Here is a 16969-nt window from a genome sequence, read left to right on the forward strand (position 1 = left end):
CGACGTGCCCTCGTCACCCGAGCGTGTTACTCCGGGCCGAGCGGAATTCCGGGTCGGTTCGGGAAACCCGGTCGGGTGAGCGGGAAACACGCTCGGGTGAGTGTGCTCGCCGGTCGCGAGGCATGCCCCCCGGGCGCCTCGACCCGCGCCCGGGTCACCCCTCCTCGACGCGCGCCTGGGTGCTCGGGGGCTCGGGCGCCCGGGTCACCCCTCCTCGACGTGCCCTCGTCACCCGAGCGTGTTACTCCGGGCCGAGCGGAATTCCGGGTTGGTTCGGGAAACCCGGTCGGGTGAGCGGGAAAGACGCTCGGGTGAGCGCCGGTCGCGAGGCTATGCGCCCCGGGCGCCTCGACGGGCGCCCGGGTCACCCCTCCTCGACGCGCGCCGGGTCACCCCTCCTCGACGCGCGCGCCGGCTCACCCCTCCTCGACGGGCGCCGGGCGCAGCGTGAGGAACAGTCCGCCGTACGGCTCGAGCGAGACCGAGAAGCTGCTCAGGTCGTCGACCCGGCCGATCGTCTCGCCCGTCGCGGCGTCGACGACGTCGTGGCGGTGGGGGAGAGCATCCGAGTGCACGGTGCCCTCGATCGCCTCGCCCGAGAAGTTGAGCACCGTCACCTGGGTCGGGGCGTCCTCGGCGCGGGAGCCCTCGTCGAGCCGGTGCACGAGCACGAGCATGCTCGGCACCGCCACGTGCGGGATGTCGACCTGCGTCGCCGCGGCGATGCCGTTCTCGCGACGGATGCGCAGCACCTCGCCGAGACCGGACGCGAACGAGCCCGGATCCTCGAGCTGGGCGGGAAGTGCGCCGTACAGCGCGCGGCCGCGAGGCATCCCCGAGGAGGATCGGGTGGCCTCGGGCGCCGCGTCGAGCAGGTCGTGCGCGCCGCGCTCGATCCAGCGCGTGTCGCCGGTCGCGATCAGGTCGGCGACCTCGGCGGCGGGCACCGTGAGCATGCCTGTGAGGTCCCAGCCGGAGAGCGCGAACACGCCCGGCTGCCAGGCGTTGTACTTCGCGAGCAGCAGGTGCGCGTCGCGGATGCGGGCGGCGGCCGCGTCGTCGACATCCGCGAGGTCGGTGATGCCCTGCGACGCGGCGATGACCGAGGCGGTCGTGCACGCGATGCCGTTCTGGGTGAACACGCGGTTGTAGTCCGCCTCGCCCGTCAGCACCCGGGTCAGGTCGGCGCGGATCTCCTCGGCGAGCTCGGCGCCCGTGATCTCCCGGTGCCGGAAGTAGTACACGTCGTCGCGGTGCGTCGTCGCCCAGTGCACGAGCTCGTAGGTGAGCTCGTCGTGGTTCTGCATGCCGTGCACGAGTCCGACCGGCTCGACGCCGAGCTCGAGGCTCGTCGTGAGCGTGAGCCGCAGGAACTCGGTCTGCCCGGTGGCGAGCGCGTGCTGGTACCCGGGCCGGCTGACGAAGTCGTAGGACAGGTCGGCGCCGACCGCGGCCGTGTCGCGGATGTCCTCGATCGTGAGGTTGAGCTCCTGGAACGTGAAGCCGCCCACCTTGCGCACCATGCCCGCGATGATGTGGTTCGCGGCCTGGGAGAGCGGATGCCCCTCGCTCCAGGCCGGCAGGCCCTCGGTGCTCTTCTCGACGCCGAGGAAGCCGTTCGCGTCGAGGCGCAGTGCGCTCGTGCCCAGGTCGCCGAGGGAGTGCAGCGCGTCGCCGATCACGAGGCGCATGCCCGCGAAAGTCGGATCGAGCCAGTTGATCGAGGGCTGGCCCTGCTTGAAGTAGTGCAGGTAGACCCAGCGACGGATGACGCCGTCGGTGCCGACCACGGCATCCGTCGCGCTCCAGTTGGTCTCCTTGACCCCCGGCATGTAGAAGATCACGCGCTGCAGCTCGCCGATGATGTAGCCGCGCTCGCTCAGCTCGCGCTCGGATGCCGGGTCGAGGTTGACCGCGTCGCGGCCCTCGGGCACGTCGGGCAGCAGCGCCCAGTCCTCCTCGGGGATCTCGACCATGTGGTAGATGCCGGGGTAGTCCTTGTAGGCCATCTCGGCGAGGCGGAAGTCGGCGCCCTTGCCGGTGTGACCGGGCACGATGTCGTCGATGACGCTGCCGCCGTAGGCGTCGGCGACGTCGCTGAGCCGGCGGAAGGCGTCCGCGTCGCCGAACGCCGGGTCGATCTGCGTCGAGATGCGGTCGAAGTGGCCGTCGACGCTCGGCGTCTCCTGCCAGCCCGTGATGCCGCCCGCGCGCTTGACCGGACCGGTGTGGATGCCGGTGATACCGATGCGCGCGAAGGCGCGCCAGAGCTCCTCGTCGCCGAGCGCGTCCAGGAACGACTGGCCGGGGCGCGTGATGAGCGAGATCGGATACGCCGTGAACCAGACGTCGGTCGTCGCGATCGCGCGCCGGGCGTCGGGGCGCGCGTAGGGGTTGCGCCACATGCTCGGCTGGCCGGAGAGCTGGCGGCTGAGCACGTCGGCGTCCTTGAGCATCGACTGGCGCACCAGCCACTCCACGTAGGACGGGTTCGACGCGTTCGCCGTGCGCGGGTCGGTCGTGAACCGTCGCGGCGTGCCGGTGCGGAACTGGTCGCGCGGGCGCAGCCGCCGCGGGCGGGCCGGGTAGCGCTGCTCGTCGTAGCTGATCTCGGGGGCGACCTCCGCGACCGGCTCGGCCGCGTCATCCGCTGGGAGAAGGGTGTCGTCGCTCATCGGGATCAGCGTAGGGGGCGCGCGGCGCGGAGCACCCGCGCTGCGCCGATACCCTGGGAGCCATGTCCAAGGTGCTCTCCTCCCTCCCCGTCGGCGAACGCGTCGGCATCGCATTCTCCGGAGGTCTCGACACCTCGTGCGCCGTCGCCTGGATGCGCGACAAGGGCGCGATCCCGTGCACGTACACGGCCGACATCGGCCAGTACGACGAGCCCGAGATCGACACCGTGCCCGCCCGCGCCGCGGAGTACGGCGCGGAGATCGCGCGTCTCGTCGACGCGAAGGCCGCGCTCGTCGAGGAGGGGCTCGTCGCCCTGCAGTGCGGAGCGTTCCACATCCGCTCGGGCGGCAAGACCTACTTCAACACGACCCCGCTCGGCCGCGCGGTGACCGGCACGATGCTCGTGCGTGCGATGAAGGCCGACGGCGTCGACATCTGGGGCGACGGGTCCACGTACAAGGGCAACGACATCGAGCGGTTCTACCGCTACGGGCTGATGGCGAACCCGGCGCTGCGCATCTACAAGCCGTGGCTCGACACGCAGTTCGTGTCGGAGCTCGGCGGGCGCAAGGAGATGAGCGAGTGGCTCGTCGCGCACGGCTTCCCGTACCGCGACTCGACCGAGAAGGCGTACTCGACCGACGCGAACATCTGGGGCGCGACGCACGAGGCGAAGAACCTCGAGGAGCTCTCGAGCGGTCTCGACATCGTCGACCCGATCATGGGCGTCGCGGCCTGGCGCGACGACGTGGAGGTCGCGACGGAGACCGTGACCGTGCGCTTCGAGGCGGGACGTCCGGTCGCGATCAACGGTCGCGAGTTCCCGGATGCGGTCGCGCTCGTCTACGAGGCGAACGCGGTCGGCGGCCGCCACGGGCTCGGCGCCTCCGACCAGATCGAGAACCGCATCATCGAGGCGAAGAGCCGGGGCATCTACGAGGCGCCGGGCATGGCGCTGCTGCACATCGCCTACGAGCGCCTGCTGAACGCGATCCACAACGAGGACACCATCGCGAACTACCACGCGGAGGGCCGCCGCCTCGGCCGCCTCATGTACGAGGGCCGCTGGCTCGACCCGCAGTCGCTCATGCTGCGCGAGTCGATCCAGCGCTGGGTGGGCTCGGCCGTGACCGGCGAGGTCACCCTGCGCCTGCGCCGTGGTGACGACTACACGATCCTCGACACGTCGGGCCCGCACCTGAGCTACCACCCGGAGAAGCTCTCGATGGAGCGCGTCGGCGACGCCGCGTTCGGGCCGGACGACCGGATCGGCCAGCTGACGATGCGCAATCTGGACATCGCCGACTCGCGCTCGCGGCTCGAGCAGTATGCGGCATCCGGGATCATCGGCGGCGCGACGGCCGAGCTCGTCGGCACGCTCGAGGAGGGCGCGGCCTCGCGCATCCTCGGCGAGGTCGAGCCGGGCACGAGCGCGGATGCCGCGGCGGCGGAGGCGCTCGACGAGGCGAACGAGGGCTCGGCGTTCGACTCCGGCACCGACTGAGTCGCCCGGCTCGGCCCGCGCGCCGGGCCGCCCGCCCGGCCCGCCTGGTTCCGTGTGAGGACGAATCGCGCGTGTGAGGACGGTTTGCGTCGACCTCACACGCGCAGATCGTCCTCACGCGGATGAGATCACGACGACGATGCCCCCCACTTTCAACGTATAGCGCACCGGGGGGCTTGCCGCAAGACCCCCCTCGGCGCGCACAATCGACGACCGTGACTACCGCCCGCACCGCCCCGTCCCGCATCTTCGACCTGCCCGAGCGCCTCGCCGCGAAGGCCGACCCCGCACGCACCGTCGCCGACGAGCGGCATCTCGCCGCGATCGCCGCGGCCATCGACGCCGACGTCGCCGCGCAGGAGGAGCGCCTCGCCGCCGCCCGCCGCACGGCCGTCGGCGGCGGTCAGGAGGCCCTCGACCGGGACCTCGACGTGCACCGGATCACGGCCCGGCTGCGCACGCTGCGCCGGTTCCGGCTGGACGTGTGCCTCGGCCGGCTCGTCGCGACCGACGACCTCGAGCCCGTCTACATCGGCCGCATCGGGCTGCTCGCCCCCGACGGCCGCCGTCTGCTCGTCGACTGGCGGGCGCCGGCCGCCGCGCCGTTCTTCGCCGCGACGCTCGCGGATCCGATGGGCCTCGCCACGCGCCGCCGCTACCGCTGGGCCGACGGACGGATCGTGGACTACTGGGACGAGGCGCTCACCGAGGCCGCGCGCCAGGACCTCGCGTCGCTCGACGAGGAGTCGGCGTTCATCGCGAGCCTCGGCGCGAGCCGGTCCGCACGGATGCGGGACGTGCTCGCGACCCTGCAGGCCGACCAGGACGCCATCATCCGGGCCTCGGCGCGCGGCGCGCTCGTCGTCGACGGCGGTCCGGGCACCGGCAAGACCGTCGTCGCCCTGCACCGCGCCGCCTACCTGCTCTACGCCGACGAGCGCGTCGCCCGCGGGGGAGTGCTCGTCGTCGGACCGCACGAGCCCTACCTCGGCTACGTCGCCGACGTGCTGCCGAGCCTCGGCGAGGACGGCGTGCGCACCTGCACGCCCCGCGACCTGGTGCCGGAGGGCGCGAGCGCGCGCGTCGAGACGGATGCCGCGGTCGCACGGCTCAAGGCGGGCGGCGGTCTGGAGCGGGCGATCGAACGCGCCGTTCGGGAGCGTGAGGAGCCGCCCGCGCGCCCCGTGGTCGTGGAGACCGATTGGGCGGACGTGGTGCTGCGGCCGGACGACTGGGCCGACGCGTTCGACGCGGTCGACCCCGGCCTGTCGCACAACGAGGCCCGCGACCAGGTGCGCGAGGAGGTGCTCGCGATCGTCGCCGACCGGCTCGGCGCGGATGCCGCGGGCGCGTCGCGCGCGCTGCAGGGCGACGCCGAGCTGCGCGCGGCGATCGATCGCGCCTGGCCGCTGCTGGACCCGGTCGGTCTCGTCGCGGAGCTCTGGTCGAACCCGGACTTCCTGCGCCGGTGCGCGCCGTGGCTCGACGACGACGACGTCGCGCTCCTGCAGCGCCCGGACCCGCGCGCCTGGGCGGACGCCGACCTGCCGCTTCTCGACGCGGCGCGGCAGCGCGTCGGCGATCCGGACGCCGCCCGGCGCCGCCGCCGCGAGGAGGCCGAGCTCGCCGACGAGCGCGAGCGCTACGCGCGGGTCATCGACGACCTCATCGCCGCCGACGACAGCGAGATGCTCGTGATGTCGATGCTGCGGCGCGAGGACGCGCAGAACTCGCTGCTGTTCGCGGGTGCCGATGCGGCATCCGTCTCCGGCGACCCGCTCGCCGGGCCGTTCGCGCACGTCATCGTCGACGAGGCGCAGGAGCTCACGGACGCGCAGTGGCGGATGCTCGTGCGGCGCTGCCCGTCGCGCAGCTTCACCGTGGTCGGGGACCGCGCCCAGGCGCGCCACGGATTCGCCGAGTCGTGGCAGGAGCGGCTGCGCCGGGTCGGTCTCACGGAGGCGAGCGTCGAGACGCTGACGGTCAACTACCGCACGCCCGCCGAGGTGATGGCGGCGGCCGAGCCCGTCATCCGTGTCGCGCTGCCCGACGCGAACGTGCCGACGTCGGTGCGTTCGACGGGCGTCCCGGTGCGCTACGGCACGGTCGCGGAGCGCGACGCGGTGCTCGCGGACTGGCTCGCGGCGAACGCGGACGGAGTCGCGTGCGTCATCGGCGATCCGACGTTCACCCCGACCGACCGGGTCAGCTCGCTCACGCCGGAGACGGCGAAGGGGCTCGAGTTCGACCTCGTCGTGCTCGTCGACCCCGACGCGCTCGGCGGCGGCATCGAGGGAGCCGTCGACCGCTACGTCTCGATGACGCGCGCGACCCGCGAGCTCGTCGTGCTGGGCTGATCCGCGGGCGCGCCGGGCTCGGCGGGGCCCGCGGCACGGCTCGCGCCGATCCTGCGGCACGCTAGCCGAGCGCGTTCGCCACCTCGTCGAGGCGCGATCCGTGCGACGCCTTCACGAGCACGACGTCGCCCGCCGCGAGGTTCTCGTGCAGCCACTCGATGGCCGCGGCGTTGTCGTCGACCGCGACGGCGACCGCGCCGGCGCCCTCGGCGAGCGGACGCACCCGCTCGCCGATCGCGATGACGACGTCGGCGCGGCCGACGGCGTAGGCGCCGACCTGCCGGTGCTCGTCGGGGCTCGCGTCGCCGAGCTCGAGGATCTCGCCGAGCACGGCGATGCGGCGCGTGCCGTCCACCGCGACGAGCGTGTCGAGCGCCGAGCGCATCGACCCGGGGCTCGCGTTGTAGGTGTCGTCGAGCAGCGTCGCCCCGCCGGCGAGGCGGCGCACCTGCAGGCGCTTGGCGGTGAGCGCGACCCCGCCGAGCGCCGCCGCCACGGCGTCGAGCGACAGGCCGAGCGCCAGGGCGGCGGCCGCGACGCCCGCGGCATTGAGCGCCTGGTGCGCGCCGAGGATGGGCAGGTCGACGTGCGCGGCGGCATCAACGGTGCGCAGCGTGAACGACGGGCGTCCGAGGGCGTCGAGAGCGAGGTCCTCGACGCGCACGTCGGCCGGCTCCTCGCGGCCGTAGCTGAGCACGGCGGCGTCGGTGAGCGAGCGCATCGCGGCGACCCGCGGGTCGTCGGCGTTGAGCACCGCGGTGCCGCCGCGGGCGACGCCCTGCACGAGCTCGCCCTTGGCGCGGGCGATGGCGTCCTGCGAGCCGAACTCGCCCAGGTGCGCCTTGCCGACGTTGAGCACGATCGACACGTCCGGCGCCACGAGGCCCGTGAGCCGCGCGATGTCGCCGACGCGGCGCGCGCCCATCTCCAGCACGAGGTAGCGGGTGCCCGCGTCGGCGCGCAGCATCGTGACGGGCACGCCGAGCTCGTTGTTGAGGTTGCCGAGGTTCGCGACCGTCGGCCCGGCGCTCGCGAGCACCGCGGTGAGCAGATCCTTCGTGCTCGTCTTGCCCTGCGAGCCCGTGATGGCGACGACGGCGAGCCGCTCGCGCAGGATGCCGACCACGTGCCGCGCGAGCGCCTGGAGCGCCGCCTCGGCATCCGTCACGACGACCGTCGGCAGGGCCGTCGGGCGCGAGCCGAGCACGGCCACGGCGCCGGCGGCGCCGGCCTGCGCCGCGAAGTCGTGGCCGTCGACGCGCTCTCCGGCGAACGCGACGAACAGGCCGCCCGGCGCCGAGATCCGGCCGTCGAGCACGGCGGGCGCGGTGACCGTCACGGCCGGGTCGCCCGCGACGCTGCCGCCGACGACCGTGGCGATCTCGGCGAGGGTGAGGGGGATCATCCGTCTGCTCCGTGCTCGTCGGCGGGGTGCTCGTCCGCGGGGTGCTCGTCGATGGGGAAGTCGAAGTACTCGTCGGGGAACGGCTCGTCGCGCAGCGAGTAGTGCCACCACTCGTTCTCGAAGGCGACGAATCCCGCACCCTCCATCAGGCCGCGCAGCGTCTCGCGGTTGCGGGTCTCCTCCGCGGTGACGCCCTCCGCGCCGTGGTGCGAGCGCACGTCCATGAGGTCGTGGCGGGTGCCCATCGCGAGCAGCGCGCCGGTGTCGAGCGCGTACGCCGTCAGGTCGACGGCCGCGCCGCGGCTGTGACCGGAGCGGGTCGCGACGTAGCCGAGCTCGATCATGTCGACCCGGGTGATGCGGGGGTGGAACCGGGCGCGGATGCCGGCGTCCTCCGGTTCCTGCGACCAGCGCAGGAACGCGTCCACCGCGCGCTGCGGACGGTACGCGTCCCACAGCAGCAGGCCGAGGCCGGCGGATGCCGCCGCGTCGCGCGCCGCTCGCAGCCCGTCGCACATCGCGCGACTCGCGACCATCCGGTTCACGACGTAGCCGTCGACGGGCTTGCCGGTGAAGTTGTCCCAGGTGGCGTACTTGGCATCCCAGCGGATGCCGGGCACGACCTCGTCGACGAACGCGAAGTCCGGGTTCACCGACGTCGATCCGTCAGGGCGGACGTGACGATGCGGTCGATCACCACCGTGAGCGGGAGGCCGGCGGCAGCCATCATCCGCGGGTACCGGCTGTACGAGGTGAGGCCGGGGAGCGTGTTGACCTCGTTGAGCACGACGCGACCGTCGGGGGTCAGGAACGTGTCGACCCGCGCGATGCCCGAGCATCCGAGCGCGCGGTAGATCGCCTCGGCCGTCTCCCGAACGAGCGCGCGGGCCTCATCGGAGATGTCGGCCGGCACGATGAACGAGGAGTTCTGCGAGCCCTGCTCCGGGGTCGCCTCCTGGTGGATGCGGAAGAAGCCGGACGTGACGGCGACGCGGTCGAGCTCGCCGAGGGTGGGGTCGGCGGGATCGCCGAGCACGGAGCATCCGATCTCCTCGCCGACGACGGCGCTCTCGATCAGCACCTTGGGGTCGTACGCGCGCGCGACCTCGATCGCCGCCTGCAGCTCGTCGGGCCCGGTGACCTTGCTCACGCCGAACGAGGAGCCCGAGCGCGCGGGCTTCACGAACACGGGGTAGGGGAGCGACGCGGGGTCGACGTCGCCATCGCCGCGCACGATCCAGAAGTCCGGGGTCGCGATGCCGGCTTCGCGCACGACGACGTACGCGAGCGACTTGTCCATGCAGATCGCGGATGCCGCGACGTCGCAGCCCACGTAGGGGATGCCGGAGAGCTCGAAGAGCCCCTGGATCGCGCCGTCCTCGCCGAACCGGCCGTGCAGCACGGGCAGCACGACGTCGAGCTCGATCGTCTCGAAGCTCCCCTCGTCGAGCACGAGCAGCCCGTGCACGCCGGGGTCGGGGGAGAGCACCGCGGGGCGCGAGCGCTCGGTCTCCCATCCGTCGGCCGTGTCCTCGCACAGCCGCCAGGCGCCATCGCGCGTGATGCCGATGAAATACGGCTCGTAGGCCTCGCGATCGAGGCTCTCGGCCACCTGTCGCACCGACTTCACCGAGATCGGATGCTCCTCCGACCGTCCGCCGAAGATGATGCCGATCCTGACCTTAGCCACGCTGTCTCCCGTCGAATTCCAGGCAGTTGTTCAGAGAGTTGCCGACCATGTCGCGCAGCGCGTGGTCGGTGAAGTAGGCGGAGTGGGGGCTCAGCACGACGTTCGGCAGGTCGCGCAGGCGGCCCGCGAGGGTGGTCTCGATCGGCGCCGAGGTGTGGTCGCCGGAGTGGTCGGCGTAGAACAGGCCGGTCTCCTCCTCGAGCACGTCCAGGGCGGCGCCGCCGAGCCGTCCCTCCTCGAGGGCCTCGATCAGGGCGACCGTGTCGATGAGCGCGCCGCGGGCGGTGTTGACGATGATCGCATCCGCCTTCATCCGCGCGATGCTGGCGGCGTCGAGCAGGTGACGTGTCTCGGCGGTGAGGGGCGCGTGCAGCGTGATCACGTCGCTGACCCTGAGCAGCTCGTCGAGCGGCACCTCGCCCGGGGCGCCGGTGCGACGCGCGTCGAGGGTGAGGATGCGGCTGCCGAATCCGCGCAGGCGGTCGATGACGGCCGAGCCGATGCGGCCGGTGCCGACGACGCCGACCGTGAGGTCGCCGAGCTCGCGTCCGCGCTCCTCGTGCAGCCGGTAGTCGTGCTCGTGGGTGCGGCGGATCATCGACCGCGCGTGCCGCAGCGTCATGAGCATGAGCATGAGGGTGTAGTCGGCGACGCTGCCGGGGGAGTAGGAGACGTTCCCGACCTCGATGCCGACCCGCTCCGCGTGCACCACGTCGATGTGGTCGGTGCCGATGCTGCGCGTGGAGATGTAGCGCACCCCCGCGGCGCTCAGCGCGTCGAGGTGGTGCGCGGTGATGCTCTCGTGGTGGCTGACGCTGATGCAGCGGTCCTCCGGGGTGAGCTCGTTCATCGCCGCGTCGAGGGAGGCGGATGCGATGACCGCGTCGACGCCGAGTCCCGGTGCGAGCGCGCGCAGCAGTGCCGCCTCATCCGCATCGCACCCGAACGCGGTGACCCGGAGGGTGACATCCGCGACACGCGGCCGGGTGAGGGCGGGGTCGACGGAGGCCATGGGTCCAGTCAACACCCCCGATCGCGGCAGACGGTCACGGCATACCGAGAGAGTGCGGATCTGAACGGCGGCGTCAGGCGAGGAACGCGCGCAGCGCCCCCGCGACGCGGGCCGGTGCGCTCTCGTCGGGTGCGTTGTGGTCGGCGCCGTCGAGGGTCACGTGCCGCGCGTCGGGCACGATGCGGGCGAGCGGGTCGAGCACACCGGTCAGGTACGCCGGCGCGCGCGTGCCGCCGATCAGGAGCGTCTCGGCCGAGACCGACGCGTATCGCGATCCGTCGCTGTCGGCGCCGGCCACGACATCCAGCTCCGGCGCGGTGGTGGGCATCAGGTCGCGCACCTCGCTCGGGTGCCCCGCCATCAGCCAGGACAGCGCCCAGCAGACGGCGTACGGCGTGCGGGGGAGCGGGATGAGACGGGTCCGGTGGAAGAACAGGGCGAGCGCCCGGACGTGCTTGCCCCGGGCGAGCAGCCGGCGGAACTCCTCGCGGAACGAGAGGTCGAACGATCCGTTGAGCGAGATCGCGGGCTCGTAGACGGCGAGCCTGTCGAACGGATGCCGGGCGAGCGCTGACGAGAGGGCGACGAGCCCGCCGTAGCTGTGGCCGAACACGAGGCGTGCATCCTCCGCCCGGGCGACTGCGAGCAGGTCGTCGATCTCGCGGTCGAGACCGTATGCCGCGCCCTGGGGGCCGCTCCCGCCGCGCCCCCGGCGCTCGATGATGCACACGGTGTGCGCGTCGGCGAGCTCGGCCGCGAGTCGGTCGTAGTTGTGCGCCATGCGGTTGTTGCCCGGCACGACGACGAGTGCGGGACCGTGCCCGGTGCGGCGGTAGGCGATCGTGGTGCCGTCGGCGGAGGTGACGGTGCGGGTCGTGGGAGGGGAGGCCTCGGTGCTTCTCATGGCCCGACGCTAGGCGGCGGGCGCTGTCACGCCGTTGTCGCGGGCTGCCGCGCGCTGTCAGCGCGCTCGGCGGGCGGCCGCGATCCCGGCGGTCGTCGAGTCACCGACCGTCGGCGCCGTCGGACGCCGCGGGGTCGGGCGGCCCGAGGATGAGGTGCGCGATGTCCCGGAAGAGGTCGTCCGCGGTCCGACCGTCGGAGAAGTACTGGCCGATCGCCCGGGTCATGACCGGGAACCGGCGCACGAGGTCCTCGACGGCGGGAGCCGGCTGCGTCTCATCCACGGGTGTCTGCTCTTCGAGCACGTAGCCGATCGCGAGGCGCTCGCCGGCGAGGACGAGAAGTCGCGCCCGCTGAAGCTCGACCCCGTGGTCGACGAGGGTGGACATCGCGGACTCGGAGAAGTCGCCGCGTCGCAGGGACAGCCGGGCACCCGAGACGACTCGGGCACCGTCGCGGTGACGGAGCATCGCGGCGCGAAGCTCGATGAGGGCGGCCAGCAGCCAGTGAGCCCAGCCGTCGCCGGGCCGGAAGCGCGGAATCGCCCGGATCGCTTCGTCCATGATGGCGTCGGCGAGCGCGTCGAGCAGCTCGGCCTTGCTGCCGATGTGCCAGTACAGGGTGGGGGCACGCACGCCGAGTCGTCCGGCGAGAGCGCGGAGGTTGAGCGCATCGAGGCCCTCCGCGTCGACCATCCGCAGGGCCTCGTCGATGACCTGCTGTCGATCCAGTGCCATGCGGCCTTCCTTGCGGACTCACTCTTACGGTGTTAGACAGAGCGTAGCGCTCTAACGGTGTAAGAGAGGGAGGCGTCGTGAAGGCAGCAGTCGTGGATCGTGCGGGTGGGACGCCGCGCTATCGGGAGTTTCCGGATCCGGAGGCGGGAGAGGGGCAGGTGCTCGTGACCGTCGAGGCGGTCGCGGTGGAGAACGTCGACCGGGCGATCGTCGCCGGCACCCACTACACGGCGGACGCGTTCCAGGCGGCGCTCCCGGCGATCCCGTGCTTCGACGGCATCGGCCGGCTGCCCGACGGGACGCGCGTCGGCTTCGGCGGTGTCGTCCCGCCGTACGGAGCGCTCGCGCAGTACGCGGTGGTGCCCGCCGCGCACACCGCGCCGATCCCGGAGGGCATCGAGCCGCCGAGCGCGGCCGCGCTCTCGTCGGCGATCAGCGCGATGTGCATGCGCACGGCGGCCGGCCTCAGCGCCGGCGAGACGGTGCTGGTGCAGGGTGCCACGGGCGTCGCCGGGCGGCTCGCGGTCAAGGTCGCGCGGCTGCTCGGTGCCGGACGCATCGTCGCCACGGGACGCGATGCCGGCGCACTCGAGGGGCTGAAGGCACTCGGCGTGGATGCGGTGATCAACACGGCCGTCGACGACGACGACCTGGTGCGGGCCTTCCGAGACCAGGCTGGTGACGGGTACGACGTGGTGGTCGACTACCTCTGGGGCCGTCCCACCGAACAGCTCACCCGCGCGCTCACCCCCGACAGCTTCGCCCTGTCCAAGGCGACGCGCCTGGTCCAGATCGGTGAATCCGCCGGTCCGGCGATCCACCTCACGGGCGACGCGCTGCGCACCTCGGGTCTGGAGATCTACGGCGCCGCTCGCAACCTGGCGACCGGTATGGCCGAGGCTTACCAGCAGGTCGTCGACTGGGTGCGGAGCGGCGAACTCGCCATCGACGTCACGACCATGCCCCTCAGCCGGATCGAGGAGGCGTGGGCGCGCACCGACCTCCGGGGCACCCGCCTGGTCATCGTGCCCGACTGACGCGGGCGGGGAGGCCGGCGATCTGCAGCCGTGTCCTGCAGGGCTGTCGGCCCGGGGTGTCGGCCGAGCACGTCGCCCGAATCTTCACCATCAGTCGTGGTCGTGGTCGTGGTCGCGCTCCCCGGTGAGGGCGGAGACTGGAACGGCGCAGGCGTCGCCGCGCCATGCGTCGATGCCTTCCTTGATGGCCCATCCGGCGATCGCGAGGGCGGCGAGCGAGTCCGCCCACCACAACCCCAGGAGCGAGTTGAGCAGGAGGCCGGCCAGGAGAGCGGCCGAGAGGTACGCGCAGAGCAGGGTCTGCTTGGAGTCCGCGATCGCGGAGGCCGAGCCGAGTTCACGGCCGGCGCGCCGCTCGAGCCAGCTCAGCGTCGGCATGAAGAGCAAGCTCACCGCGGCGAGCACGATTCCGACGGTGCTCGGCTCGGCCTCGCGGGTGAACGCGAGCGAGACCCCGGTGTCGATGAAGACGTAGGCGGCGAGGGCGAAGAACGAGACGCCGATCAGTCGCAGCGCGATCCGTTCGCGGGCCTCGGGATCGCGGGCGGAGAACTGCCAGGCGACGACCGCGGCTGACAGCACTTCGACGATGGAGTCGAGCCCGAAGGCGATGAGGGCCGTCGAGGATGCTAGGGCTCCGGCGGTGATCGCAACGAGCGCCTCGACGACGTTGTAAGTGATCGTGCCGGCCACGATGAGTCGGATGCGCCGGCGCAGCACGTCGCGTCGTACCGGCGTGAGGGCCGCGCCGGTCAGCATGTGCAACCCTCGCCGTCGCAGCAGTCGGGCTCGACGTAGAGCACGACGCGCAGGAGCTCGTCGAGAGCGGGGGAGAGGTGCGAGTCCGCCAGGCGGTACCAGGTACGCCGGCCGTCCGGCACCGCCTCGACGAGTCCGCACCCGCGGAGGCACGCGAGCTGGTTCGACATGACCTGCCGGGAGACGCCGAGGGCGTCCGCCAGATCCGACGGATATGCCGGCGCTTCACGCAGCGCGAGCAAGACGCCCGCGCGGGTCGAGTCGGCCAGGGCGTGCCCGAGGCGAGCGAGAGCCGCGGTATGGGTCAGGGTGGCGGTCACCCGGTCGACGGTACATGAATGCCTGAGTTCAGACCAGGGTGTACTGCCAAACTGACATAACGGACATTATCGGATATCGATATCGCACGAGGCAGGGTGGGGTATTCGCGGATGCGGCTGAGCTGGTCGCCCGGGACGTCAATGCGGCTTGATGTTCAGAGCCATGCGCGGGGAAGTCGATGAGGAAGAAATCCACCGCGCCGGGAAGAAGACAGACTCAATCGCTGCCGACGTAGGCGGCGAGGTGCTCGCCCGTGAGCGTCGAGCGCGCCGCGACGAGCTCGGCCGGCGTGCCCTCGAACACGATCGTGCCGCCGTCGTGGCCCGCGCCCGGGCCGACGTCGATGATCCAGTCCGCGTGCGCCATCACCGCCTGGTGGTGCTCGATGACGATGACCGATTTGCCCGAGTCGACGAGCCGGTCGAGCAGCCCGAGCAGGTTCTCGACGTCGGCGAGGTGCAGACCGGTGGTCGGTTCGTCGAGCACGTAGACGTCGCCCGCCTGTCCCATGCTCACGGCGAGCTTGAGGCGCTGGCGCTCCCCGCCCGAGAGCGTCGTGAGCGGCTGACCGATCGTCACGTAGCCGAGTCCGACGTCGACGAGTCGCCGCAGGATGGCGTGGGCGGCCGGCACCCTCGACTCCCCCGCGGCGAAGAACTCGGCCGCCTCGGCCGCGGGCATCGCGAGCACCTCGCTGATGTCCTTGCCGCCGAGCACGTACTCGAGCACGGACGCGTCGAACCGCTTGCCCTCGCACACCTCGCACGTCGTCGCGACGCTCGCCATCGGACCGAGATCGGTGTAGATCACGCCCGCCCCGTTGCAGTTCGGGCACGCGCCCTCGGAGTTCGCGCTGAACAGTGCGGGTTTGACGCCGTTCGCCTTGGCGAACGCCGTGCGGATCGAGTCGAGCATCCCGGTGTAGGTCGCCGGGTTGCTGCGCCGTGACCCCTTGATCGCGCTCTGGTCGATCGCGACGACGCCGTCGCGACCGGCGACCGAGCCGTGGATGAGCGAGCTCTTGCCCGACCCCGCGACGCCCGTGACGACGACGAGCACGCCGAGCGGCACGTCGACGTCGACGCCCCGCAGGTTGTTGGTCGCCGCCCCGCGCACCTCGAGCGCGCCCGTCGGTGAGCGCACCGCCGACTTCACCGAGACCCGGTCGTCGAGGTGGCGCCCGGTGAGCGTCGTGCTCGCGCGCAGGCCGTCGAGCGAGCCCTGGTAGACGACCTCTCCCCCGGCCGTGCCGGCGAGCGGTCCCATGTCGACGACGTGGTCGGCGATCGCGATCGTCTCGGGCTTGTGCTCGACGACGAGCACCGTGTTGCCCTTGTCGCGCAGGCGCAGCAGCAGCGCGTTCATCCGCTGGATGTCGTGCGGGTGCAGGCCGACGGTCGGCTCATCGAACACGTACGTGACATCCGTGAGCGACGAGCCGAGGTGACGGATCATCTTCGTGCGCTGCGCCTCTCCCCCGCTCAGCGAGCCCGAGGCGCGATCGAGCGAGAGGTAGCCGAGGCCGATCTCGACGAACGAGTCGAACAGTGCGCGCAGGGCGCCGAGCAGCGGCTCGACCGACGGCTCGTCGAGGCCGCGCGCCCACTCGGCGAGGTCGCTGATCTGCATGGCACAGGCATCCGCGATGCTGATGCCGCCGACCTTCGACGACCGCGCCGCCTCCGACAGGCGCGAGCCGCCGCACTCGGGACAGGTCTGGAACGTCACCGCGCGCTCCACGAAGGCACGGATGTGCGGCTGCATCGCCTCGACGTCCTTCGACAGGAAGGACTTCTGGATCTTCGGGACGAGTCCCTCGTAGGTCATGTTGATGTTCTCGATCTTGACCTTGCGCGGCGTCGCGTAGAGGAAGTCCTGGCGCTGCTTCGCCGTGAAGGATGCGATGGGCCGGTCCATCGGCACGACCGCCCCGAAGATGCGCACGTACCAGCCGTCGGCGGTGTATCCGGGGATGGTGAGGGCGCCCTCGGCGAGCGACCTCGACTCGTCGAAGAGCTGATCGAGCGCGATGTCGCTCACCGCGCCCATGCCCTCGCAGCGCGGGCACTGGCCGCCCGTGATGGAGAACTCGCGCCGCTCCTTGAGCTTCTGGCCGCCCCTCTCGATCGTCACGGCACCCGCCCCTGAGACGGATGCGACGTTGAACGAGAACGCCTGAGGTCCGCCGATGTGCGGCGAGCCGACGCGGCTGAACAGCACGCGCAGCAGGGCGTTCGCATCGGTCGCGGTGCCGACGGTCGAGCGCACGTTGGCGCCCATCCGCTCCTGGTCGACGATGATCGCGGTCGTGAGTCCCTCGAGCACGTCGACGTCGGGGCGGGCGAGCGTCGGCATGAAGCCCTGCACGAACGAGCTGTAGGTCTCGTTGATCATGCGCTGCGACTCGGCGGCGATCGTGCCGAACACGAGCGAGCTCTTGCCCGACCCGGACACCCCGGTGAACACCGTTAGCCGCCGCTTCGGGAGCTCGACGTCGACGTTCTTCAGGTTGTTCTCGCGCGCGCCCCGCACGCGGATTCGGTCGTGGCTGTCGGCGATGCTCAATGG

The 16969-nt window shown here is 72.0% G+C and carries 13 protein-coding genes; 3 read left to right on the forward strand and 10 right to left on the reverse strand.

Annotated elements, in window-relative coordinates:
* Nucleotides 1–416 precede the first annotated feature (416 nt).
* Nucleotides 417–2675, reverse strand: coding sequence for a maltose alpha-D-glucosyltransferase (treS, locus tag QT381_RS13315; protein ID WP_289249523.1), 2259 nt, complete (start codon nucleotides 2673–2675; stop codon nucleotides 417–419).
* A 62-nt stretch (nucleotides 2676–2737) separates the two neighbouring features.
* Between treS and argG the strand changes: the two genes are divergently transcribed.
* Nucleotides 2738–4180 (forward strand): argininosuccinate synthase, encoded by a 1443-nt coding sequence (gene argG, locus QT381_RS13320; protein WP_289249524.1) that lies wholly within the window; start codon nucleotides 2738–2740, stop codon nucleotides 4178–4180.
* Between the two features lie 215 nt (nucleotides 4181–4395).
* On the forward strand, nucleotides 4396–6537 hold the full coding sequence (gene helR, locus QT381_RS13325) for an RNA polymerase recycling motor ATPase HelR (protein WP_289249525.1): 2142 nt from the start codon (nucleotides 4396–4398) through the stop codon (nucleotides 6535–6537).
* Between the two features lie 61 nt (nucleotides 6538–6598).
* Here helR and QT381_RS13330 read toward each other — a convergent pair whose 3' ends face one another.
* From QT381_RS13330 to QT381_RS13355, 6 genes are all read right to left on the reverse strand, one after another.
* Nucleotides 6599–7942, reverse strand: coding sequence for a UDP-N-acetylmuramoyl-tripeptide--D-alanyl-D-alanine ligase (locus QT381_RS13330; protein ID WP_289249526.1), 1344 nt, complete (start codon nucleotides 7940–7942; stop codon nucleotides 6599–6601).
* Complete coding sequence (gene vanX / locus QT381_RS13335) at nucleotides 7939–8595, reverse strand: D-Ala-D-Ala dipeptidase VanX (protein ID WP_289249527.1); 657 nt, start codon at nucleotides 8593–8595, stop codon at nucleotides 7939–7941. Before vanX ends, QT381_RS13330 begins: the two co-directional genes overlap by 4 nt.
* Nucleotides 8592–9632, reverse strand: coding sequence for a D-alanine--D-alanine ligase family protein (locus tag QT381_RS13340; protein ID WP_289249528.1), 1041 nt, complete (start codon nucleotides 9630–9632; stop codon nucleotides 8592–8594). The genes vanX and QT381_RS13340 overlap by 4 nt, the downstream gene beginning before the upstream one ends.
* Entirely contained in the window at nucleotides 9625–10644 is a 1020-nt protein-coding gene (locus QT381_RS13345) for an NAD(P)-dependent oxidoreductase (RefSeq protein WP_289249529.1), read from the reverse strand. Before QT381_RS13345 ends, QT381_RS13340 begins: the two co-directional genes overlap by 8 nt.
* A gap of 73 nt (nucleotides 10645–10717) precedes the next feature.
* Nucleotides 10718–11548 carry an alpha/beta fold hydrolase gene (locus tag QT381_RS13350; protein WP_289249530.1) on the reverse strand — a complete coding sequence of 277 codons (831 nt, stop codon included), beginning with the start codon at nucleotides 11546–11548 and terminating at the stop codon, nucleotides 10718–10720.
* Between the two features lie 100 nt (nucleotides 11549–11648).
* Nucleotides 11649–12284 carry a TetR family transcriptional regulator gene (locus QT381_RS13355; RefSeq protein WP_289249531.1) on the reverse strand — a complete coding sequence of 212 codons (636 nt, stop codon included), beginning with the start codon at nucleotides 12282–12284 and terminating at the stop codon, nucleotides 11649–11651.
* A gap of 77 nt (nucleotides 12285–12361) precedes the next feature.
* On the opposite strand from QT381_RS13355, the gene QT381_RS13360 reads away from it, so the two are divergent.
* Nucleotides 12362–13321, forward strand: coding sequence for a quinone oxidoreductase family protein (locus QT381_RS13360; RefSeq protein WP_289249532.1), 960 nt, complete (start codon nucleotides 12362–12364; stop codon nucleotides 13319–13321).
* Nucleotides 13322–13411: 90 nt separating this feature from the next.
* On the opposite strand, the gene QT381_RS13365 is transcribed toward QT381_RS13360, so the two are convergent.
* From QT381_RS13365 to QT381_RS13375, 3 genes are all read right to left on the reverse strand, one after another.
* Nucleotides 13412–14080, reverse strand: a complete 669-nt coding sequence (locus QT381_RS13365) for a cation efflux transmembrane domain-containing protein (protein WP_289249533.1) — start codon at nucleotides 14078–14080, stop codon at nucleotides 13412–13414.
* On the reverse strand, nucleotides 14074–14400 hold the full coding sequence (locus QT381_RS13370; RefSeq protein WP_289249534.1) for an ArsR/SmtB family transcription factor: 327 nt from the start codon (nucleotides 14398–14400) through the stop codon (nucleotides 14074–14076). The genes QT381_RS13365 and QT381_RS13370 overlap by 7 nt, the downstream gene beginning before the upstream one ends.
* 217 nt (nucleotides 14401–14617) lie before the next feature.
* Nucleotides 14618–16960 (reverse strand): ATP-binding cassette domain-containing protein, encoded by a 2343-nt coding sequence (locus QT381_RS13375; protein ID WP_289249556.1) that lies wholly within the window; start codon nucleotides 16958–16960, stop codon nucleotides 14618–14620.
* Between the last annotated feature and the right edge of the window lie 9 nt (nucleotides 16961–16969).

It is taken from the genome of Galbitalea sp. SE-J8 (genome assembly GCF_030345695.1).
GTDB lineage: Bacteria > Actinomycetota > Actinomycetes > Actinomycetales > Microbacteriaceae > JAUASV01.

Bases quoted from the DNA above. Each gene is read 5' to 3' on its own strand.
- treS (WP_289249523.1), bottom strand. From the start codon at position 2,675: ATGAGCGACGACACCCTTCTCCCAGCGGATGACGCGGCCGAGCCGGTC.
- argG (WP_289249524.1), top strand. From the start codon at position 2,738: ATGTCCAAGGTGCTCTCCTCCCTCCCCGTCGGCGAACGCGTCGGCATC.
- QT381_RS13330 (WP_289249526.1), bottom strand. From the start codon at position 7,942: ATGATCCCCCTCACCCTCGCCGAGATCGCCACGGTCGTCGGCGGCAGC.
- QT381_RS13345 (WP_289249529.1), bottom strand. From the start codon at position 10,644: ATGGCCTCCGTCGACCCCGCCCTCACCCGGCCGCGTGTCGCGGATGTC.
- QT381_RS13350 (WP_289249530.1), bottom strand. From the start codon at position 11,548: ATGAGAAGCACCGAGGCCTCCCCTCCCACGACCCGCACCGTCACCTCC.
- QT381_RS13355 (WP_289249531.1), bottom strand. From the start codon at position 12,284: ATGGCACTGGATCGACAGCAGGTCATCGACGAGGCCCTGCGGATGGTC.
- QT381_RS13365 (WP_289249533.1), bottom strand. From the start codon at position 14,080: ATGCTGACCGGCGCGGCCCTCACGCCGGTACGACGCGACGTGCTGCGC.